The sequence below is a fragment of the Spirosoma litoris genome (assembly GCF_054776755.1).
In genome coordinates, this window is sequence record NZ_BAAHBI010000031.1 from 40,339 (window position 1) to 66,084 (window position 25,746).

Below are 25,746 nucleotides of genomic sequence, written 5' to 3' on the forward strand. Positions count from 1 at the left end.
TTGGAATTCCTAACCTCAAAGATAGGGCAAATGGGCTTATTATGCCCTGTGTAGAGCATAGAGAATAATAGCCCGTTTGTCATTTCGACCGTAGGGAGAAATCTCAAGTTTAACTAATGAGAAACTTGAGATTTCTCCCTACGGTCGAAATGACAAAAGTCAGCTTAGATTTTTCCACTGAAGGGTGTGCGTAACTTCAACCTATGAAATCGAGGTTTTCAGTGATGCGAGTACCCTGGTTGATTAGCGTATCCATGTATAAACGGATTCGCTGCTTCGCTATATCCAGATCGGTGTTATTGAGGTTGATGTTCAGTAAATCAATAAACCAGGGGGGCTTAACCTCACTTAACATATACACATCAGCGATTTCGCGGGCTATAGGCAGCGTGGTGGTTTTCGATGCGTCGTAGACATCCTTGTTGGCTGCTTTCAGGAGTTTATCATATTCCTGATCCAATAATTTTCGATATAACGCTTCGGAAAAAACTGTCCCGGCTTTTGTGCCGGTCTCTGGGTCATCCTCCGTAAGAATGGCTCCTTTGTGCATCCACTCCCATAGAATACTCAGACGAATTTCGCCAGTGGCCATGTCCTCCATCAGATACAGAATATCATCGTTACCGAAGAAATCGGCGGGTTTTAGGGCTGCTGCCTGCATGCCTTGCCCAAAAGCATTGCCATATTGTAAAGCAACACTCAACAGATTCCGCGCTCCCCGAATGTCGGTAGGGGCGGGTTCAATCAGGATCAGTCCATCGGCATCCTGCTGAGTGTAGGTAAGCCGTGGAAATTCTCGGCCTAGCTGATTGGCAGCACCCGCTTTTTCCCAAACGGGCCGCACAATGTGGACCATTTTCCAGTGTGCTACCCATTTCCCACTGGCTCCTTCGCGCTGTTCACGTTCGGCACCGGCCACCGCTTTTTTCATACTGGCCGAAACACCTTCTTCTGAACCTACAGGTATGTTGGGTTCCATGCCGCCCTGCCAAAGCGCGAAATTGCCGTTTTTGTCGGGCGTATTGACGGCCCGTCGGACGCGGTCTTCGTAATTGCGCATGTAGCCATAGGTCATGGTAATGGCTTCGATATTCGGATTGATAAAGGTTTTATCCCACGCCATCGCATCCGATACGCTATTGATATAATCCCAGCGACCCGTGTTGAAACCCACAAAATGCTTACCGAGAACGGCCCGAATTTCCATTAATTGATGGGTAGCTTCGAGCTGCTCAACGAGTACATAGACCTTTATCGTACCAATTTCGAGGCCAACATGATTTTCCAGGGCGCTTAGTAGCTCATTCCAAACGCCTGCTTCTTCGGCGGTCTGGATTTTCGGTAGATATAATACAATAGATGACCCCGCTTCCTGTAGCGCTTTATAATTATTGACGACATAAAGTGTGGCATCGACAATCGAAGCGGCTAGTGCCACGCCATTTGCATCGCGAATATGCCGATCATCGAGGTGAAGGCCGCGCGCCCGAAATATCTTGGTGGTAAAGTCAAGTTGGGTTTTCCAGTTGGCAATTGTTTCTCTTCCTAAAAAGGATTTTGCCCATCGATTCATTTCCGAAGCTACCTGTTCAGCCACGTTTAGAAACAACGGGTCTTTGTGAATCGCTAGTTTCAGATTTCGCTGGTTATCAAGCGACATGGTTGCGATTTGGCCGAGGGCATCTTCGCCGTCGAACATCCAGCCATCGGCACCTGAGAGCAGCGCATAAGCCACATTCCGGATACTATTTTCAACAGGGGCATTCGGTTTAGCCGCTGGGCCTGTTCCCTGAATCCACTGTCGTTGTAAATCAGCAGGGATAACAGCTCCTTCAAAATTTCCATTGCGGGCATCCTGAACGGTGATTGCCGTTCCGGGAATCGTACTCGCTGCATCAAGAAAATTGATTCTTGTTTGACTTTGCTGACGCATTGCTCTTCGTTGCATGCGCGTAGCCATAACATCTTTAATACGTGTATTGAAGTGGGCTAAGGCAGCCAGTGCCGCAAGGGCTTCGGTAGTATATACATCCTTGTAGATGTCCTGTAAATTATCCCGAATGCTAATGGCTTGGTCGTTCATACGTCTCAATCTACGGTTTAATTAAGGGTTCGGTTATAAAACCATCAACTCATTTTTGAAGCGTGCTGTAATTCGCTCTCTTTTGTAAGGCTTCTACGGCTGTTGCCAGATAAACCAGTGGAGCGTTCCAGTTGATGGCAATTTCGTTGGAGGCATAGGAGCAGGCATCGTCGAGATAAACTTCATCGGCAACCGTTGTTGTATAGCCAGTGCATTTATCCTGACGGGCTGCATTGGCATTTGTCCCACCCGATAATAAGCCCGGAACAGGTGCCTCGATACCGTCTGCTACGGACGGACGATGATGTGGGTGCTGAGGTGTTTTGCTGCCAAAACCGGTTACGAACGAATACCCTGTAGCGTTACGGCCAAGTAAGTAGTCGAGATTGCTCAAAGCGGCATCAAGATACGTTCGGTTGTTTGTTAACCGATACGCCTGGATCAAGGCAATACCCTGGTTGGCGGCAACTGCACTGCTTCCCCAAATAAAATCACCTGCCGATCTGCCCATCACCGTTTGAAAAGCCTGTTTATCCACACCTTCCCGAAGTTGATTGGCAAACTGAATCAGGCGATTGGTTAGTTGAGGCAAGTCCTTTTGACCTATTGGCGTCAGGTTTTTAGCTAACCGAGCGAATGAATAATAAGCTAATGTACGCACCTGCGACCATGAGGGGAGTGGCGTTTTCTCGTCAGGAAACAAGTTGACGGCGGTATAATACGTGTCGTCTTTCGTTGTCAAATAGAGTTCCGTTGCGGCCCAAATCCATTCGTCGCTGGCATCCCTATCTTCGTAACCGCCCGTTACAACATCTGGGTCGAATTGTCCGTTCATGGCATTCTGATCATAACGAGTATTCGGATTCTGCTTCGCCCATTGCCAGGCATGAACAGCTGCTGTTAGGCAGGAGTCGGCCAAACCAGGAAGCTCTCGATCATAAGGCCGAAGTACCCGACTTGCCTGCGCCATCACAGCGGCAAAGTCTAGTGTCGCAGTGATGCTTTTCTGAACAACGTAGCGATCTTTATCAGCCTTATCGGGCATGATCATTCCATCGAAACGCGCATTGGTCAGCTTATGGTAAACGCCCCCATCGGCTGGGTCCTGCATAGTTAACATCCAGCGAAGGTTCCATAACGATTCGTCCAGTAGGTCGGGCAGGTTGTTTTTACTTTCAGGAATATTAATGTTTATCGTACGACAGAAGTCAGGAAAGTCTTCATAAAGCGACAGCAACGTTCCCATCGTAATACCTGAGTTAACAATGTACTTGTTATAGTCCCCTGCATCGTACCAGCCACCTGGCGATGAAATAGTTGTTTCCGCCGGACGCGTAGCTGATGCTGCCGATGGATGAATCAGTACATGCGTATCGGGGTGCCCAGCGGGTCGGTGCCATTGGCCAGCGTAGGTTTCGGGTAATGAAGTGGAAGCTCGCTGGTAATAAAATCCTTTTAACGCCCCAATGGCCAGCGTACGATGTACGTTTGGCTGGATTGTAAATGGATAGGATTGGCCTAAACCGGGGATAACAAGTATGAATGTTCCGGTTGTGTGAAAAGCCGAAAAGTCAGCCGTTCGGGTTGTTTTACCAGAAATAGTGTTTTGCCGGGATTGGCTAAGCGTGCCTGAAAAAAAGACTTTCTTCCTGTCGGGTGTAGTTACCTGAAACGGGCCAGTAACATCCCCTAACACAATAGCCACTTTTGGGGCATTGGGGTAAAAACCGAGTTGATTCAGGCGAATGGATTCGGAAAGAGATTGGGCCTTAATGCCAATAGACAGTAGACTAACTAACAATAAACAGCAAACAATCCCTTTCCCGACGCTCATAACTAAGTAGTTGATTATCCTAAATCCTTAACGACCAGTTGTACGGTGTAGCGGCTTTTTTGCTCTAACAATAGCCGTTTGTTGACTAGTACCCGATCAATGGTTCCCTGATCGTAATACCGAATTGTAATCAGCTCCAGGTTATCGTTATAACTAACCCGGAAATCCTGCCTTAATTGCTCCAGTAAAGTCGGTACCCGGTCTGGATTGTTATCGACAACGACCGAAAAACTGATCGCTGTGTTTTGCATGAGGTTGATTTTCACGCCAGCCTGAGCAAAACGACCAAAAATGCGGCTTAAATTATCTTCGGCAATAAACGAAAAATCATTTGGACGAAGCGAAATTAAAACCTGATTGACCTTAAAAATAAAGGATGGTGTTGACAGGTGTTGCTCAAAATTACCGATAACGGTACCGGGGGCTTCTGGTTTTAGAAACGACCGGACATAAAGTGGTATGTTCTTGTTTTGTAGTGGTTTGATTGTTTTCGGGTGAATGACCGTAGCACCATAATAGGCCAGTTCAATCGCATCCTGATACGTCAGTTTATCTAACAAAATCGTTTCATCAAACCAACGTGGATCGGCGTTTAGTACACCCGGTACATCTTTCCAGATAGTGACGCTCTCGGCGTTAAGGCAATAAGCAAAAATAGCAGCGGAATAATCGGACCCATCGCGACCAAGGGTTGTTGTTCGATTCGTTGGCGTTTGGCCAATAAAGCCCTGAGTTATTTTGACTCCGCTACCGGCCACGCTTTGTTTGATCCGTTTGCCGGTTTCCGTCCAGTCGACGCGGCCTTCCCGAAAGGTTATGTCAGTGCAGATCAGCTGTCGGGCGTCGAGCCATTGAGCAGCAATATTGTTTTTCTGTAAATAAGCGGCCACAATTTGAGTAGAGAGTATCTCGCCTAGAGACACAATCTGGTCGTATACTTCATCGTAGAGGGCAATGGCTGGGGGTAATAAAAGCGATTCCAGTTGTACGAACGTTTCCTGAATTGGGGTCAACTCACCAAGGAGTTCGTGGCTGATTTGGGAGTGGAACTCTTTTATTGTTTTCAGAGCCGCCGTCATATTTTCGGGCTGACGATTTACATAAGCACGAACAAGGTCTTCGAGTGCATTGGTCGTTTTGCCCATTGCCGACACAACTACGAGTGCATCCTGACCCTGTGTTTTAACGATTTCGGCCAGGTTACGTACACCGGCTGCATCTTTTACGGAAGCACCACCAAATTTGAAAACTTTCATAGACTGGAAAAAAATAGACAGGATTGCGGAATTAACCAGAATGGGCTTCATTCTATTAATTCCACAATCCTGTCGAAAAGGAAACTCTTATACCGTTATGGCTCGGCCTGTAAATAACAATTCACGAACCGCATCGGCAATACCTTGAGGATCAAAGCCGCACTCGTGATGTAGCTCGATTTGCTCACCATGTTCAATAACCGCGTCGGGGATGCCTAACCGCTTTACACGGGCCATATAGCCATGATTGGCCATAAACTCGAGTATTGCGCTGCCAAAACCACCCATAACACAACCGTCTTCAACGGTCAAAACACGGTCGAAGCGACTGAAAATCTGATGCAATAAGGCTTCATCCAGTGGCTTTACATAACGCATATCGAAATGCGCAGGCCGGATGCCTTCTTTCGCTAGCATTTCGGTGGCCTGAACGGCATAATTACCAATGTGGCCGATGGTCAGAATGGCGACCTCTTCCCCGTCGCTGATCAGTCGGCCTTTACCAACCACTTGTTTTTCGAAAGGAGTACGCCAGTTCGGCATTACGCCCTCGCCACGTGGGTATCGAATTGTAAAGGCTTGTTTGCCCTGCTGTATTTCATCGGATTGAGCCGTGAACATCATGTTCCGCAACTCCTGCTCATTCATGGGGGCAGCCACAATCATGTTAGGAATACAACGCATGAAGGCTAAATCGTAGGCCCCGTGGTGAGTTGGACCATCGGCTCCAGCAAAGCCAGCCCGGTCTAAGCAGAAAATAACCGGTAACTCCTGAATACAGACGTCATGAATAACCTGATCATAAGCCCGCTGCATAAACGTCGAGTAAATGTTACAGAACACCACCTCGCCTTGCGTAGCCATACCCGCCGAGAAGGTTACGGCATGTTGCTCAGCAATACCCACATCGAAAGCCCGCTTTGGCATGGCTTTCATCATGATATTCATCGATGAGCCAGACGGCATGGCTGGCGTTACACCTACGATGCGGGAATTTTGTTCGGCCAACTCGACAAGCGTATTCCCAAAAACCTCCTGATATTTTGGTGGCTGTGGGGTATCGTATACTTTCTTCTGAATAACCCCCGTCACCTTATCAAACAAACCGGGCGCATGCCATTTCGTCTGATCTTTTTCGGCTGGGCCATAACCTTTACCTTTTACAGTCAGAACGTGCAATAGCTTTGGACCAGGAATATTTTTGAGGTCGGCTAACACACTGACCAGGTGGTCGATGTCGTGTCCATCTATCGGCCCAAAATACCGTAGGTGAAGCGACTCGAACAAGTTACTCTGTTCCAGCAAGGAGCTTTTAATGCCCGACTGAACCTGCGAGACTAACTCCTGAGCTGTTTTGCCCAGCTTGTCCATTTTCCCGAGCAGATTCCAGACTTCATCTTTTACCTTGTTATAGGTTTGCGATGTTGTAATATCGGTCAGGTATTCACGCAATGCCCCTACATTGGGGTCGATACTCATGCAGTTGTCATTCAGTACAATGAGCAGATTGCTGTCCGTGGCACCTGCGTGGTTCATGCCTTCAAATGCTTCACCCGCAGTAAGGGCGCCATCGCCAATAACGGCAATATGGTTCCGCTGGAAGTTCCCCTGCAATTGTGAAGCTACGGCCATACCTAGTGCCGCAGAAATCGACGTAGACGAATGTCCCACACCGAATGAATCGTAAGGACTTTCTTTCCGTTTTGGGAAACCGGATAGGCCTTTATAGAAGCGATTCGTATGAAACTTCTCCCGCCGACCCGTCAGAATTTTATGACCATAAGCCTGATGGCCTACATCCCAAATAAGCTGATCATCGGGCGTATTAAAAACGTAATGAAGTGCAACGGTCAACTCAACTACGCCCAAACTGGCTCCAAAATGGCCGCCATAAACCGAAACATCGTCAATAATAAACTGGCGAAGCTCATCGGCTACTTGGGGTAAGCGGGATTTATCGAGTTTACGAAGATCGTCGGGAGTATTAATTGTGGCCAAAAGACTGCCAGGGGTAATCAGCATGATGGTAGCAGATAAACGTCTGTCTTACAACAACACACACCCAGAATAGATTGTTCTGAGTCGGGTTTGCCCATTGTATTGAAACAACGAAGCTACTATATTTTTTACGAACTATAAAAAATCTAAGCCTCTGTGCCTCTGTATATATACGTTGGCGCCAAAGGCTTAGATTTTAAAAAGAACTGTAAACAAGTAACCAGGCCCAATAATGACCGATTATTGATCGCCTGACTATTAATTTCGTTGGCTGGCCCGGAAAAGTTTTTGTTTTTCTTCCCGAGTTAAACTTTCGTAGCCTGATCGTGAAATTTTATCTAAAATCATATCAACTTCATCCTGATCGGGTGTTGATATTGGCGACGAAGTACCTGCTGATGAAGCATAGGCGTTGGCTTGGGTACTGGCGTTACTGCGTTGCCGATACGATACTTTAACCGCAGGTTTGGGTTTCAATAAATTACTCCATCCATCGGCAATCCAATAAATTGGACGGCCCAGGTCTGTTCCATTCTGAAGCAATTTAACGTAGAAAAAGCCCATTAATGCTCCTCCTAAATGGGCCAGATTACCACCTGCATTAGCTCCTGCCGATTGGGCCACTGAAAGCACAATGAAAAAGAAAACAATGTATTTGATCCGAACCGGGCCAAAAAAGAGGAGGTGAAACGTATAATTTGGTAAAAGTGTGGCAGCGCCAACAGCAACTGAAAACGCAGCCGCAGAGGCTCCCAACATACGAGCGCCTTCGGCATAATGTTGAAAATAAGGGACCAGATTGTACATGGCCAGGTAGAGTAAACCACCTGCCAGCCCGCCCATAATGTAGAGACCAATTAATCGACGATTGCCTAGGTATTCGTCAATTAATCGACCAAACCAGTACAGGAACAACATGTTGTAGAGAATATGGAAAATCTCATCATGTGTAAAGAAATACGTGACTAGCGTCCAGGGTTTATGCGCAAAAGCCGTAATAGTACCGGGCAGCATCAACTGCGACCTAATGAAGTCATACACATAGTCTTTCTCGCCTAATGTCAAACCAACTTTGGTCAGCAGAAGTACCAGAAACACAACTGTATTAATGAGAATCAATTGCACCAACGTATTGTTGGGCTTATTGAATTCGCTCCGAAAATCCTCGAATAAGCCGCTCATCACTAGTAAAACGTTTTTCGTTGGGAACCCCAGTATTTTATAAGAATAAATGCAAACAACATGCCACCTATATGGGCAAAGTGAGCCACATTATCTGACTGCGCCCGGTAAATTCCCGAGTAAAGTTCATAGCCCCCGTACATGATAACGAGGTACTTTGCTTTAATCGGTATAGGTAGAAACAATAAAAATAACTCAGTGTTCGGAAACAATAGCCCAAATCCCATTATTACCCCAAAAACAGCGCCAGATGCACCAACCATCGGTTCATCAACCTGGTTGGTGAAGATTTTATTGGCAATAGCAATACTATCCTGAATGGTTTTGCTATCATTTGGGAATTTCTTAAACTGTTCAATAAACGGTACTAATCGGTCGTAATACGAACCAGCGTGCTGGTCGATAAAGGCCGAAAAACTCTCAAAACTAGGATTTGCCCGATAAGCCTGGATGGCTTCATATACGTCGTGCATTTCAAAATAGTTTACCGCTGAGAATAATAATGCAGAGCCTAAACCGCAAAAAAAGTAAAAAAACGTAAATCGGCGCGGCCCCCAAAACTGCTCCAGCATTGGTCCAAAGACAATTAACCCGATCATATTACTGAAAATGTGATTAAACCCACCATGTAAAAACATGTGTGTCAGCAATTGAATCGGATTAAATTGATCAGAGAGAAACGAATGAAGCCCAAATTGGTCAATAATAGCGTCATTCGTGACTAGAAAGACCAGTACATTGATTAATAATAATACGCGAACTACCGGAGTAAAGTTAAACATCTTAATATCAACTAATTTAGGCTGATAAATACAAATATCAGCGTAAAAGACCTGCAATTTTATCTAACGTAAGGACAACTGTCACCGGTTCGCCCGTAGGTGTATAACTTGGATTCGTTGAAGCGAATAATTGATTGACTAAAGCCCGGCACTCAGTAGGACTTAAGCGAGCCACATGGTGCATAGACGACCGTCGCGCCAGCGAGCGGGCCATCGATTCAATTTTATCCAGTTTCAACCGGCCCGTATCGGCACGAAGTTGGGCGAGCAGATTGGCAAAAAGCTCTTCTTCGTTTTCGCCCATTGTCAGGGTTGGAACACCCCGAATAACAAATGTGTTCGCGCCCAGTTCATCGAATTCAAAGCCAAGGTGGGCCAGGTCTTCACGCAAATCGAGCGCTAGTTGAAAGTCAACGGGTGCCAGCGTTATTGTTTTAGGAAACAACAGTTGCTGCGAAGCGCCATTCTGCTTGGTTAATGCGGTATGAAATTGGTCGTACAGAATCCGTTCATAAGCCCGACGTTGGTCAATGAGCATTACTCCTGACTTAATGGGGGCTAAAAGGTAACGATTCTGAATCTGAACGATAGTTTCATCTTCTGCTAATGTAGGAATGACCTGTTCCGATGATTCTAAACTTACCGGCAACTGATTGGCCCGGCTTCCCATTGTAATCGGGCCTTTTTCCGAATTGGATTCTTCAGTAGCGGTTGTTGGCCGAGTTACCCCTAACCAATCGCCATTGGTAATACCAACGTCGGACGAAGGCCGTGAATTATCCGTTCCAGCAACGCCTTCGTATAAAGCCTGCCAATTATTGGCCGATTTTTTTGGGGGGATGTCAAAACTACTACCAGCCGCTTTGTCTAAAGCATCGGCGCGTAATGTGGTTCGCTCATTTACGGGTTGGCTGGTCGATGATGCCCACGAGGGTGTAATAGGACGGGCCGAGCCTGCACCCTGGCCATTTGCTCTGGATGAAGGCTGAAACATAGCACTGGCGCTGGTTGCCGATTTTGAGGCATCAGGCCGAACACCAGATAGAAAATTAACGTCAGAATCGAAATCAAGCGAAGGCGATAAGTTATAAACGCCCACGGCCTTACGAACAGCAGCCATCATAATGGCATAAACCGATCGTTCGTCGTCGAATTTGATCTCTGTTTTTGTGGGATGAATATTGATATCAATATGGGATGGATCGATGTCAATAAACAACACATAGAAGGGATGGCTCCCTTCGGGAAGAGTGCCTTCGTAAGCACCTATAACTGCATGATGCAGGTAATTATGTTTGATGAAGCGGTTATTGACAAAGAAAAACTGTTCATTCCGAGCTTTCTTGGCCGACTCTGGCTTGCCTATATAGCCGTGTACGGTTACGTAAGGTGTTTGTTCTTCGCAAAAGTTTAACTGTTCGCGGTAACTTTTGCCAAACATATCCACAATTCGACGACTGAGTTTTCCGGCTGGCAGGTTGTAAATTTCCTGATCATTATGAAACAGCGAAAATGCCACATCGGGATTGGCAAGCGCTACCCGTTGAAATTCGTCAATGATATGGCGCATCTCCACAGAATTTGATTTCAGGAAGTTGCGTCGGGCAGGTACATTGAAAAATAAGTTTTTAATAAGCAGGTTAGTGCCGGGCAGGCAGGAAATTGCTTCCTGTGCTTTAATGTCTGAGCCTTCAATTCGGATTAACGTTCCTAATTCATCGCTTGCCCGGCGCGTCCGCATCTCGATTTGAGCCACAGCTGCAATGGAGGCAAGTGCTTCACCCCGAAAACCCATTGTACGAATGCGAAATAAATCGTCAGAAGAACGTATTTTAGAGGTTGCATGTCGTTCAAAACTCATGCGCGCATCGGTCTCAGTCATTCCAACGCCATCGTCTACGATCTGAATCAGATTACGGCCTGCTTCCCGAATGATTACCTGAACCGATTTGGCTTTGGCATCAACCGAGTTTTCGAGCAACTCTTTTACGACCGAAGCGGGCCGCTGCACAACCTCGCCAGCGGCAATTTGGTTGGCTATCGAGTCGGGCAGTAGCTGAATGACGTTTAACATAACGGATAAAATCTCACAGGGCGGCTGTTCGCTGTGTCATACAATATACAAAAATAACAGGCATATTGGTCTTATAATTCAGATAAACTAGGGAAGAGTTTAAAGTTTCAGCCGGGCCGCCGACGCGGTTTCACGTTCCAGGTTATGCGAGTAACAACATTGAACTTGAAATATGAAACTTTAAACATTAAAAATGCCGCAAGCCCGAAACCTGTACGTTCGTTCTTGCGGCATGGTAAGCCTTAAGAAAAGAAGTCGTTAGACTTTGATTTCTACATCAACACCGCTCGGTAATTCGAGTTTCATCAATGCATCAACCGTTTTAGCACTGCTGCTATAAATGTCTACCAACCGCTTGTAGGTACAAAGTTGGAACTGTTCCCGTGCCTTCTTATTAACGTGGGGCGACCGCAGAACGGTGTAGATTTCTTTGTTAGTTGGCAGAGGGATAGGGCCGCTTACGATAGCACCCGTTGATTTAACCGCTTTCACGATTTTCTCTGCCGACTTGTCAACCAGCATGTGGTCGAACGACTTCAGCTTAATGCGAATTTTTTGGCTCATTGTGTTTTTGGTTCGTTAGGTAAATAGACCCGCCGAAAGAACCATTTACTCCGGTCGGGTAGGTAAATGCGGGTGCAAAGGTAGGGAAATTTATACAGAAGGAAAAGCTATTGTCGTGATTTTGTGGAGATTACTACTATATATCTGTAAGTAGCTGATCTAATTCACCAGGTTCTAAATCAGTTTTATTTTTCTTGTCGTAGATAGTCAGTAAAACTACCTGTTCATCGTCAGTAACAACGTAGGTTATAACTCTGGCACCGCCACTTTTTCCTGTGCTTTTGCTACGAATAGCAAGCCGAATTTTGTAACAGCCTTTTCCCAAAGAAACGCCTTGATTGGGATTATGCTCGAGCGAATCAATCAAATCTATTAATTCAGCCTTGAGCGACTTGTATTTTTTTGCTAGCTTTTTGACGTCTCGGTCAAAACTAGCAGACGATTCGACTTTATAATTCATTTAGGAGTTCTCTTGCGGATTTCAATTTGACTTTACCTTCTTTCGCAAGTTTCACTTCTTCCAAGGCTTCACGAATGTTAGACACTAATTGATCTTTAGTCAATTCTGGTTCTTCCTCTTCGACAGGCAAATCGTATCTCTTTGTTATCTTTTCCCATTCTTTAATCGGGATGTAAACCCCTGTACGCTTGCCTTTTCGATCAGAAATATATTGAATATTCATCGTTCTCTTACTTTATGTATCCTACTAAACTAGAAAAACAATCGCGAAAATTCAAGTAGCTTAAAACAGCAATGGACGCATGAATTTCATGCGTCCATTGTGAAATTTATCTATCTAAAGACAATTAAGCCCGCACAGCACCTTTTTCTTTCGCTACAACTGCGTCCGAGATATTTTGCGGTACTACTTCATAGTGCGCAAATGTCAGGTTGGCAGTAGCCCGGCCCGACGACATCGTACGGAGGTCAGTAACGTAACCGAACAGTTCAGAAAGGGGAACGTCAGCTTTGATCACCTGCGAACCAGCTTTCGTATCCATACCCTTCATCACACCCCGGCGACGGTTCAGGTCACCTGTGATTGGACCGGTGTATTCTTCTGGTGTCAGCACTTCAACCGCCATGATTGGTTCGAGCAATTTCGGACCAGCCTGACGTGCAGCTTCACGGAATCCTAAACGAGCAGCCATTTCGAAAGACAGCGAATCGGAGTCAACGTCGTGGTACGAACCGTGGAACAACCGAACTTTCATGCTTTCGAGTGGGAAGCCAGCTAACGGACCGTTTTTCAGCGATTCATCGAAGCCTTTTTGTACAGCAGGGATAAATTCGCGAGGAATAACACCACCCACAATACCGTTTACGAACTGTAAGCCAACTTTCGTGCTACCATCTTCTTCCAGGTCACGTGGTCCTAGTTCGAAAACGATGTCAGCAAATTTACCGCGACCACCCGATTGTTTTTTGTAAACTTCGCGGTGTTCAACGCTTTTCGTCAGCTTCTCTTTATAAGCCACCTGTGGCGCACCCTGGTTTACTTCTACCTTAAACTCACGACGCATACGGTCGATGATGATTTCAAGGTGAAGCTCACCCATACCACGAATAATGGTTTGGCCGGTTTCTTCGTTCGATTCAACTTTTAAGGTTGGATCTTCTTCGATCAGTTTACCGATAGCTTTAGAGAAGTTATCCTGATCGGCCGTTTTCTTAGGCTCGATAGCATACCCGATAACTGGGTCTGGGAATACCATCGACTCCAGAACGATTGGGTTCTTTTCATCAGACAGCGTATCGCCAGTCTTGATGTCTTTGAAACCAACTACGGCACCAATATCACCAGCTTCCAGACGTTCGATCTGGTTTTGCTTGTTCGCGTGCATCTGGAAAATCCGAGAGATCCGCTCTTTGTTACCCGAACGGTTGTTCAGGATATAAGAACCAGACTCAAGAACACCCGAATACGAACGAACGAAACACAAACGACCTACATATGGGTCAGTTGCAATTTTGAACGCCAGCGCAGAGAACGGCTCCGACGACGAAGGTTTCCGAGAAATCTCTTCGCCTGTGTTTGGGTTGGTTCCTTTGATGCTCTCCTTGTCCAACGGCGATGGCAACAGCGCCATCACGTAATCAAGCATGGTTTGAACACCTTTGTTTTTGAAAGACGAACCGCAAAGCATCGGAACGATTTTCATCGCGATGGTTGCTTTACGCAAAGCCGTCAGAATTTCGTCTTCCGAGATCGATTCTGGATCTTCGAAATACTTCTCCATCAGCGAATCGTCGAATTCGGCAACTGCTTCAAGGAGTTTCTCACGCCATTCGGTTGCCTCGTCCAGCATGTCAGCAGGAATGGGGACAACTTCAAACGTCATGCCTTTATCTGACTCATTCCAGACGATACCCCGGAAGTTCACAAGGTCAACAACGCCTTTGAAAGAATCTTCTTCACCGATTGGCAACTGAAGGGGAACAGCATAGCTACCCAACATTTCCTTCACCTGCTTACACACGTTCAAGAAATCGGCGCCAGAACGGTCCATTTTGTTAACGAAGCCCAAACGAGCTACGTTATAGTTGTTTGCCAGACGCCAGTTGGTTTCTGATTGAGGCTCAACGCCATCAACAGCACTAAACAGGAATACCAGCCCATCAAGTACACGCAATGAGCGGTTTACTTCAACCGTGAAGTCAACGTGGCCAGGTGTATCAATGATGTTGATATGGTATTTATTTTCACGGTAGGTCCAGTCAACAGTTGTAGCAGCCGACGTGATGGTGATACCCCGTTCCTGCTCCTGTTCCATCCAGTCCATGGTAGCGGCACCATCGTGTACCTCACCAATTTTGTGGCTTACCCCGGCGTAATAGAGAATGCGTTCGGTTGTGGTCGTCTTACCCGCATCAATGTGGGCAGCGATACCGATGTTTCTCGTGAAATTTAAATCGCGAGCCATTAGCTTGTTATACTGAAAGTTATGTTTTTCTAAACTCGAAAGGTAAGGGTCGCTACAAACGGTAGATGACCCCTTTGCAAATCAGGACGCAAAATTACTGAAAGTCAACCAGAAAACCAACGGTTTGACTAATAATATCATAGAAACTATTCTCCTTTTTTGTCCATTTTACTGGTTGGCTGCGTTTCAGAAAATGAGCCTTTAACTTGGAATCATGCAAAACCCATACATAGCCTTACTCCGAATAGCCTGGACCTACGCCCGGCAGGAAAAGCGACAGTACTTACTCGTTTATTTCATGTTTATTATGGCCAATGTGGTTGCGGCTGTACGCCCGTTGCTATTTGGCTGGTTTATTGGGAAGCTTCAGCAACAGGATACGAATATATTACAAGTCGTCTGGCTGTATGTTGGGGGGTATTTTGGGCTGGAGGTGCTGGAATGGGCTTTTCATGGTCCGGCACGGATTATGGAGCGTCGGTTGGCCTTCAACTTGAGTCGTAATTTCCTGGACGAACTGTTCCATCAGACTTTACATTTGCCCGTCGGCTGGCACAAAGACCACCATAGTGGAGCCACCATCAATCGAATTCGTAAAGCCTACGACGCGCTCAAAACGTTTTTTCAGGATGGATTCATTTACCTTCAGGCGCTCTCAAAATTTGTTTTCTCATTTGGTGCCATGCTGTATTTCTCGCCAGCTTTTGGACTGGTCGGCGTAGCTTTGGGGGCATTGACTATTTATGTCATTCTGCGTTTCGACAGACCGTTTATTAAAGCACTTGACGAAACCAACGAACGAGAGCACGTCGTTTCATCCACTTTGTTCGACAGCCTGTCGAATATTATTACCGTTATTACCCTGCGTCTGGAAGCGCGAATTCAGCAGGCATTGGCGAATAAAGTATCGCTTGTTTTTGTGCCCTTTATGCGGCAGGTAAAGATTAACGAATGGAAATGGTTTGTGGCGTCGATGTTAGTAGGCCTTATTTATATTGTTCTGGCGATGGGCTATGTTTATCAGCATTATGTGCCCGGACAGGTGTTTCTGATTGGCGGTTTGGTAACTCTACTAGGTTATGTCAATCAGTTTACGAGTGTGTTTCATGATGTGGCCTGGCAGTATACCCAAATTGTTCAATTTAATACGGACGTACAAACCGCTCGGGGCATTGGTGAAGCCTACGCCCGTCATGAACGGCCCGAATATGAAACACTACCAGAACGTTGGCAGGCGATTAGCATTAGCGGACTCAATTTTTCGCATGGTCGAACCAGTGGAGCGACTCATAAAGTGCCTAATTTAGTTGATCTGAAAATTCAGTTAGGCAGAGGAAAGCGAGTTGCGTTTATTGGCGAAAGTGGCTCTGGTAAAAGTACGCTCCTAACCTTGCTTCGAGGATTGTATTTACCTGAGCCGGGTTTGTCAGTCCGGGTCGATGGGCAGCCAATTCCTGATTTGAACGCTGTTGCCAACACGGTAACGTTGTTTCCGCAGGAGCCGGAAATTTTCGAGAATACCATTTCCTATAATATTACGCTCGGTTTACCCTTTGGCGATGATGAAGTCAATGAAGTGTGTCGGGTTGCCCATTTTACGGAAGTGGTGAAACAACTGCCAAACGGTCTTGAAACGAATATTCAGGAGAAAGGAGTGAATCTGTCGGGTGGACAACGGCAGCGATTGGCACTGGCTCGTGGCGTATTAGCTGCCCGATCGAGCGAAATTGTGTTACTAGACGAGCCCACGAGTAGCGTAGACCCTAAAACAGAGTTGGCGATCTATCGGGGACTCCTGCGGGAGTTTGCCGATAAAGCCCTTGTGTCAACGCTGCACCGGCTTCACCTGCTGCCCTTGTTCGATTACATTTATATTATGCAGGAAGGCAAAATCATTGATGAGGGAAGCTTTTCGGACCTACACCAGCATAGTGCTGTTTTTCAGGAAATGTGGGCCCATCAGAAAGAGGTTATGCAAACGGAAGGGTAAAAAATTAAGTCAGGGTTAGTCAAAAGTGGTCAAGTACTGCAAAACAATACTTGACCACTTTTGACTAACCCTGACAATATCTGACTAGTTTATTCTACTGGAGCCTCTACAATCGCTACAATTTTCCAAAGCCCACGAATATCGCTGAGCGGCACGGTTACATTGCCACCATTAGGATTATCGGAGTGGAGGGTAAGGTATTTGCGGGTCAATAACTCATTATCGCGAATTCGCTTAACAACAAAATAATCCCGATACATGACCGCATAAACACCGCCTGACTGGTATTCCCAGTTATTCTCGTTGATGGGAACGGCTAAGACTTTGGCTCCGTGAATAAGCTGTGGCGTCATGCTACTTCCTGAAATCTCCAGCACAACCGGATTTTTATGCCCTTTCAGCAACGGCTTCCGGACACGGAATGACTCCGTATCGGCCATATTGATGGTGTCCGAATAACTCTCAACAAAGGTGGCGTAGAATTTTACGGGCACAAACGGTACTTCAATCGTATCATCATTGGTGATCGTCAACTGAGCATTGCCTTCGGGCGGGTTAAGCACAGGCATAATACCGCGGATCAGGAAATCTGCACTGATCTGCGGATAACAGGCCAGCAAACTCATAATCGTGTCGTACGATGGTTTGGCCCGGCCGTTTAAAATATTATAAAATTTCGATGGGTTTTCGCCTAACTCCTTGGCTATCTGGTAAATAGTGATCCCCAACGCATCGAAAACCTGCTTTAGTCGGTCCTGGATAGTCACAATAGTGTCAATATTTTTTTAACAAATTTCTGCCATTATCAGATAGATAGTTGACATATATAATACAAGTAAAATATATTGCGGTTGTATTACAGCAAATATACTAAAAATACAGACGAATGACTAGGGGAAAAGCCATATTCTTAGCCAAAATAGATGAATCGGAACCGTATTAGTACACAAACTAGTCCAACTGTGCTATTTATTGATATGAATAGTTTTTTCGCGTCCTGTGAGCAACAGGATAATTACTGGCTGCGTGGGCGGCCTGTTGGTGTGTGCGTGTATACGGGGCGGCACGGATGCGTCATTGCGCCTTCGATAGAAGCTAAGTTGCGAGGTGTAAAAACGGGTATGCGTCTGGATCAGGCTATTCTACTCTGTCCGGAGCTGGTTCCGGTTGAAACGCATCCCAGGCGCTATCGAGAGTACCATGTTAAGATCGTAGAGGTACTTCGGACTTTTTCCGACGATGTTGTACCAAAGAGCATCGATGAGGCTGTGGTAGACTTAACAAATTACCAATTGGTTTATAAAGACATGCGGCAGGTGGCTCTGTCTATTAAACAGGCTATTAATAAAAAAGTGGGCGATTGGTTGCGCTGTTCAATTGGTATTGCTCCCAATGTGTTTCTGGCCAAGCTTGCTTCCGATGTGCAGAAGCCTGATGGTTTAACCGTTATCACACCCGAAACGATTGATGACGTTTTACGTTCGTTAACGTTAACCGATTTGCCCGGAATTGGTCATCGAATGGCTGCTCGCCTAGCGGCAGGAGGAGTGCATACTCCGCTGGATTTACGCTATGCTTCGCCCAACCATTTGCAAGCTGTTTGCAAAAGTATTGTTGGCTGGCACTGGCATTTGCGGCTGAATTTTGGGGGAGAGGTTGATTTGTCGACCAATGACGAGCTGAAAAGCATGTCGGCTATGCGGACGATCTCAACCGAGCAACGGCAAACGACCGAGCGTTTGGAGGAATTGTTACAGTCGTTGTGTTTAACCCTCGAACGGCGAATGGTGAATAAAGGGCTCTTCTGTCAGGATATGTCGTTTTCCTGCCGATACCACACCGGTAAAACCTATAACTATGAAGTGCATTTTTCGGAACCCAAGCAGGATGGCCCGGAACTTTATCAGATAATCAGGGAGCGACTAGCGAAATTTCAGGCAGCTCACAATTGTGAACCCGTTTTGAATGAACACCTGCGGAGTATGTCTTTGGTGGTATTCCGGTTCATTCCTGCTGAAGTAGTACCACTGAATTTGTTCACTACGGATAGTCGAAAAGATACGCTTCGTAAAACACTTTATGATCTCAAAACGAAATTCGGTGCCGATAAACTGGTTAGGGCAACGGAGCTGCGGGATAACCCCATTTATCGAGATGTAATTGGTTTCGGGAATATCAAGGATCTGTGAGGTTGTCAAAATGTTGTCAGGTATCGTCAGAAAGAAAAAGTCAAAATTTGATAAGTGACAATACCTGTCAATTCTTGACTACTCCTGACAATACCCGACTTACAACTTAATTCAATACGCCCATTCGCCCATTCTGAAAGTCTTCGAATGCTTCCAGAATTTCTTCTCGGGTATTCATAACAAACGGGCCGTAAACTGCCAAAGGCTCATGAATTGGCTCACCGGCCAGAATAAGTAATTTGGCGTCGGTACTGGTCGACAGTGTGATTGTATCCCCATCGGCATTCATCAAGGCAATTTGACCACGATCAATCGTTTCGCCCAACAGCTTGGCTGAGCCACTTAGCACATAGACCATTAACGAATACTCCTTCGGAATCGTCAGCGTCTCCGACTGGCCATTTACCAGTGTTAAATCAGCCACTATAATTGGACTAAATGTATTTGCCGGACCTTTCAAACCCGCCAACTCGCCTGCAATAACCCGAAGTTTACCGCCATTGGGTAACCCTGTTGTTTGGATTTTCGACGCGGCAATATCCTGGTATTTGGGCGGACTCTTTTTGTCTTTAGCAGGTAGATTCACCCACAACTGTACGAAATCCAGCTGGCCGCCCTGACGAGAAAACTCCTTTTCATGTTTTTCTTCGTGGATAATGCCCGATGCCGCCGTCATCCATTGCACATCGCCCGCAAAGAGTTTTCCGTAATTCCCGGCAGAATCGCGATGTTCTAAAGCACCCTCATAAACAATCGTTACAGTCTCAAAGCCTCGATGTGGATGCTGATCAACGCCTTTAGGTCGATTGGAAGGTTTCACCTGCATAGGACCATGATGATCTAACAGCAAAAACGGATTATATGGGCGTGATCCTTGTGGGTGAAAAGCATTTAAACCGATAAAACCATCTCCAACACTGTTGGGAGTAGCGGTATTTATAGTGGAAATTGTTCGTTGCGTTGCCATATTAAATGTATATACATTTAATACACTAACAGGTTATTGCTTTCGCAAGTTCATTTAAACGACCTGTTCTTTAGGGCAAAAGAAAGTTGTTCGACCACCTACTTCCGAGCGTTCGATACGAGTACCACAACGAGGGCAAAATTTATGGGCTTCCACATCATCATAGGGTGAATCGTCCCACTCGCGAACATGAATTAAAAAGCTGCTCGGAAAATCTCGATACGTAGCTTCGTAGCGAATAGCTGTTTCCAATACGAGCCGAATAGCCTTGTGCAATTGATTGAACTGATGCGCTGAAAGCGTATTGGCCCGTTGTTCGGGATGGATGTAGGCTTGAAACAATACTTCATCGACAATCCAGTTTCCCAACCCGGCCACTACTTGCTGATCAAGCAGAACTGGCTTTATAAAAGCCTTTTTAGGCTGAATTTTCGCGGTTAACTCATTTAAGGAAATTGAAAGTCCATCTTCCCCGATTTTCTTTCGTTTCAGAAAAGCGTCAATATCGTCGATCAAGCCTATTCGCTCGAATTTCCGGGGACATAGGAAACCAAGGTTAAATCCATTCGTAAACTCGAATACGATTCGGGCAAACCTGGGTCGATCAATTGACGAATGGTAATATTCCAGATCGCCGGTCATGCCAAAATGCATATGGACGATCACATCGGGTGCGTCGGTTAGGATAAAAAGATTCTTTCCAACCCGGTGTGTCCCTATAAACTGACGTCCGATTAAGGCAGCTACCAGGGTATTATAGTCGATTGTAAGTAGTTTTCTATCCTCCACTTCAATGTGAGCAATAGGCTGATGAAGCGATGAGGTTTCGAGATATTGGCGTCTGATTTCGACCTCCGGAAGTTCTGGCATTGCAAAAGGGTTTACCTAGTAACCAGTTGAGGTTCGGGTTGTTATAAGGAGTAAATCGAGAGCACAGAATTACATAGTTCATAGATGGCTAAATTTAATATTTATCCTACGGTCTATCTTGCTGATAATCATTGGCTATTTTTGCTGCTTCTGGTAAGTGTAAAAAAAACCTTTTTCGAGTACAACCTGTTGTTGGCTACAATACTGGCTTGCTAGATGGCGTTCCGTTAGTATTGATTGAAGAGTAAATTCTATTTTTCTGTAGTCGAATTTTATTTTTTCATTCAACATCCTTGTTAGATGTAACAACCTCTACACAACCGCGAAAGCGGCTTTTTTTACAAGTCTGTGCATGTTTAATCGTTAAACTGAAAATTTGAAATGGAAAATAATTCGCAAAAGCCAAAAACAAATGGCGCTCTTCTGGCTGCTCTGATTATTATGACAGGTTTAGCCGGAGTATCAAGTTATCTGTATTTCGATCAGAAAAAGGTTTCTGAAAATCAGGAAGTCACTATATCAGAACGCGTCGAAGAACTGTCAACCACTCGGGTTAAACTCGATTCGATCTCGACGGCATTAGACGCTAAAATTGCCGAAGTACAGAAGTTAGGTGGTGACGTTTCGGAGTTAGAGAAAATGAAAGCGCAATTGGAAGAAGATAAAGCGAGCCTGAAAAAAGGTAACCGCATTTCAATCGCGAAATACGAAGCGAAAATCAAGCAGTACGAAGCGTTCCTGGTTGAAAAAGATACGCTGATTGCCAACCTACAGCGCGAAAACGTAACGCTGGCATCGAATGTGAAAACATTGGATGAAGAAAATACTGGCCTGAAAGTAAAAGGGCAGCAATTCCGGGACTCGGTAACTACCGTTGTAGCGGAAGTACAATCGCAAAATCAGGATTTGACGAATAAAGTTACCCGTGCGGCAGCGTTGAAGGCGCAGAACGTAAAAGTATTTGCGGTTAATGCCAAAGGAAAAGTAAAAGAAGATGATTCGTACAAAGCGAAACGGTTAGACAAAATCAAACTGGTTTACACGTTGCAGGATAATCCGCTGACCAAAGAAGAACCGAAAGATGTATTTGTTCGCGTGCTTGACCCATCAGGGGCAGTTGTGTCGGATATGGCTAACGGTTCAGGTACGTTTACGGTAGATGGAAACGAAACCATTTATACCACCAAACAAACGGTGAACTACACGAGCAACGGCCAAAATGTTGAACTGCTTTATTCGCGTGGATTGCCTTACAAACCAGGCAAATACACGGTAGAATTGTACTCGGAAGGATTCCGGATCGGTTCGGGTGAATTTGCAGTTCGATAGGCGTTTCGAAACCAAGCCTATAAAAAATGGCGGCTCCCAACGGAGTCGCCATTTTTTATAGGCTTTAAAATCAGTGAATTTCTATTTAACGCCAGCAAAGTTTAGCCGGGTTTTCGAATCAGTCTGAATATTTACGCGCAACAGTTTTCCCTGTTTTTCCATGCCATCGTTCGTGAAGACTCGATCGGTCTGTAGTGTACCAATACTTGAATCAGCTACCAGCAATTGAATCAAATCGGCCTGGCGGCTCAATCGCACATGCTGAATAGCCTGGCTAGTTGGGGTTAAGTATTGTGTATTATATACTAGCGTAACACTAGTATCCGATTCTGCTTTCAGTTCTGTATAGGGCATCTGCTCTGTCGGAATCGCTACGCGAGATGGGTCAAGGTAGACGTTTGTTCGATAGGTGCCTGCTACTTCTCCTGCCAGTGTTGCAGAGGTGGGCTGAATATCTGTCTCGCGCTGACAAGCGGTCATGGTTCCGACAAACGCACAGAAAAGCAGTTGCTTTTTCATTATTAGTTACTGTTTTGATTCATGGACCCGGCGGAGTTAGAAATCGTTGGAAACTCCTCCATCTTTTTCCCACTTTCGTCCGCGTCATTCTGTGCCGTATCGACCCACACTTTCATATTGTTCAACTGCATTGGTCCAAATTGAGTCGTGAAGGCTACATCGGCTGCATCGCGACCATAAGCTACCGTAATACGATTACCGCGTGGTTGTTCCTGGGTAGCGTCGAATGTAAACCAGCGGCCATCTACGTAGGCTTCAAACCACGCATGTAAGTCCATCGGATCGAGTTGGTATAAATAACCAACGACCATACGGGCCGGAATATTTAATGCCCGACAAAGGGAAATACCAAGATGGGTAAAATCACGGCAAACTCCAATCCGACTATTGGCTGTATCAACAGCTGATGTGCTGGCATTGCTAGTGCCGTATTGATAGGTGATGTTCTCGTGAATCCACTTGCGTATGGCTTCGGCCTGGTCATAACCGGCTTCAGCATCTTTCGTAATGTCGCTGGCCAAATTGCCTAGTTGATCTGACTGGCAATAGCGACTGGGTAAGGTGTAATGCAGAACATCATCCGGGAGGTCTTCAACAGGCGTATAAGGGGCACCCGGGGCCACGTCAATCAAATCGGCAGTTTGGACTGTGGCCGAAAAGTGAATTGAAAATGGGCCTTCCGGAGCGACTACTCGCTGGCATAAATTGCCGTACATATCGGTAAATTCGGTCACGTTAACCGTAGGCGTAATCTGGTATTCTTCCCGAATAATCCATTGCCCCGCCCCCGAACGCGGACGAAGCATTAACACTAAAGGAGTTGGCGTTTGGGCATGAAATGAAAGTTCACAGCCAGCGTTGAGTTGCATAGTATGATCTAAATGAAGAGTGTTTAAAGAGGCAAACCAGTGATAGCGCAGCTTGCCTTACCAGATAACTGTAAGTTGATACCCGATGTTGGTGTTTTGCTGACAAAAATCACCGACACATAGCTATCTGGGTTGATAATTACTTCTTTACAATCACGAATTCAACTCGTCGGTTTTTCTGACGACCTTCTTCAGTATCGTTTGTTGCAATGGGTTTCGATTCCCCTAAGCCTTTGCTGGCAATACGGTCAGGTTCAATGCCTTTGCTGATAAAATACTCCCGAACAGCATCTGCACGATCCTGCGAGAGTTTGTTATTGATTTCATTCGATCCTGTGTTATCCGTATGACCGCGTACTTCTATAGTCATTTTCGGAGCTTCATTCAGATTCGTGACCAGTCGGTCAAGTTCTGGACTGGATTCTGGTCGTAACTCTGCTTTCCCGGTGTCGAAGAAAATATTATTCAGAGGGATTACAGCACCCGGCTTTATTTCTAACAATTTCAATTCTTTACCCTTAATTTCCTGAAAGGCTTTTGATTGAGTTAGATCAATATTTTCTCCAATGGCAATGAAATCTTTGGCAATAGCCCGAATCGCATATTTCTGACCATAGGGCAATATAATTTTGTATTCGCCTGTGAGTGGATCAGAAGTGGCTTCGCCTGCTTCGGTGCCATCGGGTAGTGTCTGATAAACAATTCTGGCTTCAATAGGCTTACCTGTTACCTGGTCTACCACTTTTCCGCTAATCAGGGCAACCGGATCGGGCCGGGTTACATCTCCTTTACCAGCCACATCATCACCTCCTCCTCCCAATTTGCCAGGTTGGTTGGTCGGACGATCGTCGCTAAGTTTAACCCGGACAATATCACCTTTACCGAGTGTATTTTTGAACGTAGTCAGATAAGCATAATCGCCCGAAGCGGCCAGGGTATAATAAGCGTCATAGCCATCCGTGTTGACATTAGGGCCGAGATTAACAGGTTTCGACCAGTGCTTCCAGGTTTTGTCAACCCGCTTACAAACGTAAATATCATTGCTGCCTAAACCCCCTTCCCGATTGCTTGAGAAATAGAGCGTAGCGCCATCGGGCGCCAGAAATGGGGTCGTTTCGGTGAACTTGGTATTTACCTCTGGACCAAGTTCCATTGGCTTTGTCCAGGAGCCGTCTTTTTGCCGGAAACTAACGTAGAGATCGTCTTCCTTGCTATTCTTCTTCTCGCTAAAGGCCATCAACAAGACCTTCCCATCTGCCGACATGAACCCACAGTCGAACTGCCCCTTACTCATGTTGACATAGTTGGGAATATCCATTTTCTGCGGTGGCGACCAGCCATTAGCCGTTTTCTTGCTTAGCGAAAACCCACGGGTTTCGTAATTCCCATTGTTGTACTGCCCTTTAATGAGCATTGTTTGGCCATCGGGGGTTATGCTATAGGCGCAATTATATTCGTCCTTATTGAGCGGGAAACCCATACGACGGGCAGGGCCCCATTTTCCACTGGCTGCATCAAGGTCAGAGTACCAAATGTCCTGACTTCCTTTCACACCATGCGTATTATTAGGGTGGCTGATCCGGGCGTAATACAAGGTTTTTCCATCCGGCGAAATCATCGGATTAATCTCATTGTATTCCGAATTAACCTGACTGCCAAGATTTTCAACTTTAGTGCCGGTTGAATCTGGCTTGGGCTGGGCATTCGTAAACAGCGGGGTGAATAGCAGCAAACAGGTCGTAAAGGTGCCGAGGGCATTCATGGAAGTCACACGGATAGTGAGGTGCTTTGAAGGAGAACGATGGAGTGTGAAGATTTTGTATTCGGTTGGAAAGACCTATTCGTCAGAACAATCAATTATCAGTCCAGATTTGCTGTGTCAATACCTGCATCTTTTAAGATACCCAGAAATGTCCCTTTTTTCATGTCCTTTCCATGAACGGGAACAGGAACCGTAATCTTTGTATCAGGATTGTAATAAATGTGGTGACTGCCTTTCCCCATTCGCTTTAAAAAAAAACCGTTTTCTTCCAGAATTCTTATAAGCCGTTTAGGCGATAAATTCATACCAACTCAGTCGTCAGGTTTAATGAGTACTCTAATGTCTCACTATCATCGGGTGGGATAGGTTGCCCTTCTTCTTTCAAAACTTCCAGGCATCCTTCAATGGCGTCTTTTGCCATTGCAATAGCTTCTTCAATCGTTTCGCCATAGGTAACACAACCACGAATAGCGGGTACTCTCACAGTATAGCCACCTTCTGGTTCTGGGGTTAAAATCAGCCGATATTGTAATGTTTTCATAAATCAAGCAAA

At 45.7% G+C, this 25,746-nt stretch carries 22 protein-coding genes; 3 read left to right on the forward strand and 19 right to left on the reverse strand.

What is annotated here, in order from left to right:
• Positions 1 to 196 precede the first annotated feature (196 nt).
• The 11 genes from ACYVGR_RS17895 to fusA all read right to left on the reverse strand — a co-directional run bounded on the left by ACYVGR_RS17895 (position 197) and on the right by fusA (position 14,698).
• Positions 197 to 2,083 (reverse strand): malate synthase, encoded by a 1,887-nt coding sequence (locus tag ACYVGR_RS17895; RefSeq protein WP_460959102.1) that lies wholly within the window; start codon positions 2,081 to 2,083, stop codon positions 197 to 199.
• A gap of 49 nt (positions 2,084 to 2,132) precedes the next feature.
• Positions 2,133 to 3,917, reverse strand: a complete 1,785-nt coding sequence (locus ACYVGR_RS17900) for a glycoside hydrolase family 9 protein (RefSeq protein ID WP_460959104.1) — start codon at positions 3,915 to 3,917, stop codon at positions 2,133 to 2,135.
• 14 nt (positions 3,918 to 3,931) lie between these two features.
• Positions 3,932 to 5,173 carry an aspartate kinase gene (locus tag ACYVGR_RS17905; RefSeq protein ID WP_460959106.1) on the reverse strand — a complete coding sequence of 414 codons (1,242 nt, stop codon included), beginning with the start codon at positions 5,171 to 5,173 and terminating at the stop codon, positions 3,932 to 3,934.
• An 87-nt stretch (positions 5,174 to 5,260) separates the two neighbouring features.
• Entirely contained in the window at positions 5,261 to 7,195 is a 1,935-nt protein-coding gene (dxs, locus tag ACYVGR_RS17910) for a 1-deoxy-D-xylulose-5-phosphate synthase (protein WP_460959108.1), read from the reverse strand.
• Positions 7,196 to 7,429: 234 nt separating this feature from the next.
• Positions 7,430 to 8,353: a rhomboid family intramembrane serine protease gene (locus ACYVGR_RS17915; protein ID WP_460959110.1), complete on the reverse strand. Its 924-nt coding sequence runs from the start codon at positions 8,351 to 8,353 to the stop codon at positions 7,430 to 7,432.
• A gap of 2 nt (positions 8,354 to 8,355) precedes the next feature.
• The gene (locus ACYVGR_RS17920; RefSeq protein ID WP_460959112.1) at positions 8,356 to 9,135 is read right to left on the reverse strand and encodes a rhomboid family intramembrane serine protease; all 780 of its coding nucleotides are present in this window, start codon (positions 9,133 to 9,135) and stop codon (positions 8,356 to 8,358) included.
• 37 nt (positions 9,136 to 9,172) lie between these two features.
• The gene (mutL, locus tag ACYVGR_RS17925; RefSeq protein WP_460959114.1) at positions 9,173 to 11,209 is read right to left on the reverse strand and encodes a DNA mismatch repair endonuclease MutL; all 2,037 of its coding nucleotides are present in this window, start codon (positions 11,207 to 11,209) and stop codon (positions 9,173 to 9,175) included.
• Between the two features lie 258 nt (positions 11,210 to 11,467).
• A complete protein-coding gene (gene rpsJ / locus ACYVGR_RS17930) occupies positions 11,468 to 11,773 on the reverse strand; it encodes a 30S ribosomal protein S10 (RefSeq protein ID WP_012930032.1) in 306 nt (101 codons plus the stop codon).
• A gap of 136 nt (positions 11,774 to 11,909) precedes the next feature.
• The gene (locus ACYVGR_RS17935; protein WP_460959116.1) at positions 11,910 to 12,233 is read right to left on the reverse strand and encodes a type II toxin-antitoxin system RelE family toxin; all 324 of its coding nucleotides are present in this window, start codon (positions 12,231 to 12,233) and stop codon (positions 11,910 to 11,912) included.
• A complete protein-coding gene (locus ACYVGR_RS17940; RefSeq protein ID WP_460959118.1) occupies positions 12,223 to 12,456 on the reverse strand; it encodes a hypothetical protein in 234 nt (77 codons plus the stop codon). The genes ACYVGR_RS17935 and ACYVGR_RS17940 overlap by 11 nt, the downstream gene beginning before the upstream one ends.
• A 124-nt stretch (positions 12,457 to 12,580) precedes the next feature.
• On the reverse strand, positions 12,581 to 14,698 hold the full coding sequence (gene fusA, locus ACYVGR_RS17945) for an elongation factor G (RefSeq protein ID WP_460959120.1): 2,118 nt from the start codon (positions 14,696 to 14,698) through the stop codon (positions 12,581 to 12,583).
• 214 nt (positions 14,699 to 14,912) lie between these two features.
• Here fusA and ACYVGR_RS17950 point away from each other — a divergent pair, with 214 nt between their 5' ends.
• On the forward strand, positions 14,913 to 16,688 hold the full coding sequence (locus tag ACYVGR_RS17950) for an ABC transporter ATP-binding protein (RefSeq protein WP_460959122.1): 1,776 nt from the start codon (positions 14,913 to 14,915) through the stop codon (positions 16,686 to 16,688).
• A gap of 89 nt (positions 16,689 to 16,777) precedes the next feature.
• Here the strand turns inward: ACYVGR_RS17950 and ACYVGR_RS17955 are convergent, their stop codons facing one another.
• The gene (locus ACYVGR_RS17955; protein ID WP_460959124.1) at positions 16,778 to 17,455 is read right to left on the reverse strand and encodes a LexA family transcriptional regulator; all 678 of its coding nucleotides are present in this window, start codon (positions 17,453 to 17,455) and stop codon (positions 16,778 to 16,780) included.
• A gap of 210 nt (positions 17,456 to 17,665) precedes the next feature.
• Between ACYVGR_RS17955 and ACYVGR_RS17960 the strand changes: the two genes are divergently transcribed.
• Entirely contained in the window at positions 17,666 to 18,877 is a 1,212-nt protein-coding gene (locus tag ACYVGR_RS17960) for a DNA polymerase Y family protein (RefSeq protein WP_460959126.1), read from the forward strand.
• Positions 18,878 to 18,983: 106 nt separating this feature from the next.
• Here the strand turns inward: ACYVGR_RS17960 and ACYVGR_RS17965 are convergent, their stop codons facing one another.
• Together ACYVGR_RS17965 and ACYVGR_RS17970 are read right to left on the reverse strand one after the other, a co-directional pair.
• Entirely contained in the window at positions 18,984 to 19,844 is an 861-nt protein-coding gene (locus ACYVGR_RS17965; protein ID WP_460959128.1) for a pirin family protein, read from the reverse strand.
• Positions 19,845 to 19,898: 54 nt separating this feature from the next.
• On the reverse strand, positions 19,899 to 20,714 hold the full coding sequence (locus ACYVGR_RS17970; protein ID WP_460959130.1) for an Fpg/Nei family DNA glycosylase: 816 nt from the start codon (positions 20,712 to 20,714) through the stop codon (positions 19,899 to 19,901).
• A 381-nt stretch (positions 20,715 to 21,095) separates the two neighbouring features.
• Here ACYVGR_RS17970 and ACYVGR_RS17975 point away from each other — a divergent pair, with 381 nt between their 5' ends.
• A complete protein-coding gene (locus ACYVGR_RS17975) occupies positions 21,096 to 22,043 on the forward strand; it encodes a hypothetical protein (RefSeq protein ID WP_460959132.1) in 948 nt (315 codons plus the stop codon).
• A gap of 81 nt (positions 22,044 to 22,124) precedes the next feature.
• Here ACYVGR_RS17975 and ACYVGR_RS17980 read toward each other — a convergent pair whose 3' ends face one another.
• From ACYVGR_RS17980 to ACYVGR_RS18000, 5 genes are all read right to left on the reverse strand, one after another.
• Positions 22,125 to 22,562: a hypothetical protein gene (locus tag ACYVGR_RS17980; RefSeq protein ID WP_460959134.1), complete on the reverse strand. Its 438-nt coding sequence runs from the start codon at positions 22,560 to 22,562 to the stop codon at positions 22,125 to 22,127.
• A 2-nt stretch (positions 22,563 to 22,564) separates the two neighbouring features.
• A complete protein-coding gene (locus tag ACYVGR_RS17985) occupies positions 22,565 to 23,431 on the reverse strand; it encodes a transglutaminase domain-containing protein (protein WP_460959136.1) in 867 nt (288 codons plus the stop codon).
• 139 nt (positions 23,432 to 23,570) lie between these two features.
• Positions 23,571 to 25,193, reverse strand: a complete 1,623-nt coding sequence (locus ACYVGR_RS17990) for an OmpA family protein (protein ID WP_460959384.1) — start codon at positions 25,191 to 25,193, stop codon at positions 23,571 to 23,573.
• Positions 25,194 to 25,291: 98 nt separating this feature from the next.
• A complete protein-coding gene (locus ACYVGR_RS17995; RefSeq protein WP_460959138.1) occupies positions 25,292 to 25,498 on the reverse strand; it encodes a type II toxin-antitoxin system HicA family toxin in 207 nt (68 codons plus the stop codon).
• Positions 25,495 to 25,734: a type II toxin-antitoxin system HicB family antitoxin gene (locus tag ACYVGR_RS18000; protein ID WP_460959140.1), complete on the reverse strand. Its 240-nt coding sequence runs from the start codon at positions 25,732 to 25,734 to the stop codon at positions 25,495 to 25,497. The genes ACYVGR_RS17995 and ACYVGR_RS18000 overlap by 4 nt, the downstream gene beginning before the upstream one ends.
• Between the last annotated feature and the right edge of the window lie 12 nt (positions 25,735 to 25,746).

Bases quoted from the DNA above. Each gene is read 5' to 3' on its own strand.
- ACYVGR_RS17895 (WP_460959102.1), bottom strand. From the start codon at position 2,083: ATGAACGACCAAGCCATTAGCATTCGGGATAATTTACAGGACATCTAC.
- ACYVGR_RS17900 (WP_460959104.1), bottom strand. From the start codon at position 3,917: ATGAGCGTCGGGAAAGGGATTGTTTGCTGTTTATTGTTAGTTAGTCTA.
- ACYVGR_RS17905 (WP_460959106.1), bottom strand. From the start codon at position 5,173: ATGAAAGTTTTCAAATTTGGTGGTGCTTCCGTAAAAGATGCAGCCGGT.
- dxs (WP_460959108.1), bottom strand. From the start codon at position 7,195: ATGCTGATTACCCCTGGCAGTCTTTTGGCCACAATTAATACTCCCGAC.
- ACYVGR_RS17915 (WP_460959110.1), bottom strand. From the start codon at position 8,353: ATGAGCGGCTTATTCGAGGATTTTCGGAGCGAATTCAATAAGCCCAAC.
- ACYVGR_RS17920 (WP_460959112.1), bottom strand. From the start codon at position 9,135: ATGTTTAACTTTACTCCGGTAGTTCGCGTATTATTATTAATCAATGTA.
- mutL (WP_460959114.1), bottom strand. From the start codon at position 11,209: ATGTTAAACGTCATTCAGCTACTGCCCGACTCGATAGCCAACCAAATT.
- rpsJ (WP_012930032.1), bottom strand. From the start codon at position 11,773: ATGAGCCAAAAAATTCGCATTAAGCTGAAGTCGTTCGACCACATGCTG.
- ACYVGR_RS17935 (WP_460959116.1), bottom strand. From the start codon at position 12,233: ATGAATTATAAAGTCGAATCGTCTGCTAGTTTTGACCGAGACGTCAAA.
- ACYVGR_RS17940 (WP_460959118.1), bottom strand. From the start codon at position 12,456: ATGAATATTCAATATATTTCTGATCGAAAAGGCAAGCGTACAGGGGTT.
- fusA (WP_460959120.1), bottom strand. From the start codon at position 14,698: ATGGCTCGCGATTTAAATTTCACGAGAAACATCGGTATCGCTGCCCAC.
- ACYVGR_RS17950 (WP_460959122.1), top strand. From the start codon at position 14,913: ATGCAAAACCCATACATAGCCTTACTCCGAATAGCCTGGACCTACGCC.
- ACYVGR_RS17960 (WP_460959126.1), top strand. From the start codon at position 17,666: ATGAATAGTTTTTTCGCGTCCTGTGAGCAACAGGATAATTACTGGCTG.
- ACYVGR_RS17965 (WP_460959128.1), bottom strand. From the start codon at position 19,844: ATGGCAACGCAACGAACAATTTCCACTATAAATACCGCTACTCCCAAC.
- ACYVGR_RS17970 (WP_460959130.1), bottom strand. From the start codon at position 20,714: ATGCCAGAACTTCCGGAGGTCGAAATCAGACGCCAATATCTCGAAACC.
- ACYVGR_RS17975 (WP_460959132.1), top strand. From the start codon at position 21,096: ATGGAAAATAATTCGCAAAAGCCAAAAACAAATGGCGCTCTTCTGGCT.
- ACYVGR_RS17980 (WP_460959134.1), bottom strand. From the start codon at position 22,562: ATGAAAAAGCAACTGCTTTTCTGTGCGTTTGTCGGAACCATGACCGCT.
- ACYVGR_RS17985 (WP_460959136.1), bottom strand. From the start codon at position 23,431: ATGCAACTCAACGCTGGCTGTGAACTTTCATTTCATGCCCAAACGCCA.
- ACYVGR_RS17990 (WP_460959384.1), bottom strand. From the start codon at position 25,193: ATGAATGCCCTCGGCACCTTTACGACCTGTTTGCTGCTATTCACCCCG.
- ACYVGR_RS17995 (WP_460959138.1), bottom strand. From the start codon at position 25,498: ATGAATTTATCGCCTAAACGGCTTATAAGAATTCTGGAAGAAAACGGT.
- ACYVGR_RS18000 (WP_460959140.1), bottom strand. From the start codon at position 25,734: ATGAAAACATTACAATATCGGCTGATTTTAACCCCAGAACCAGAAGGT.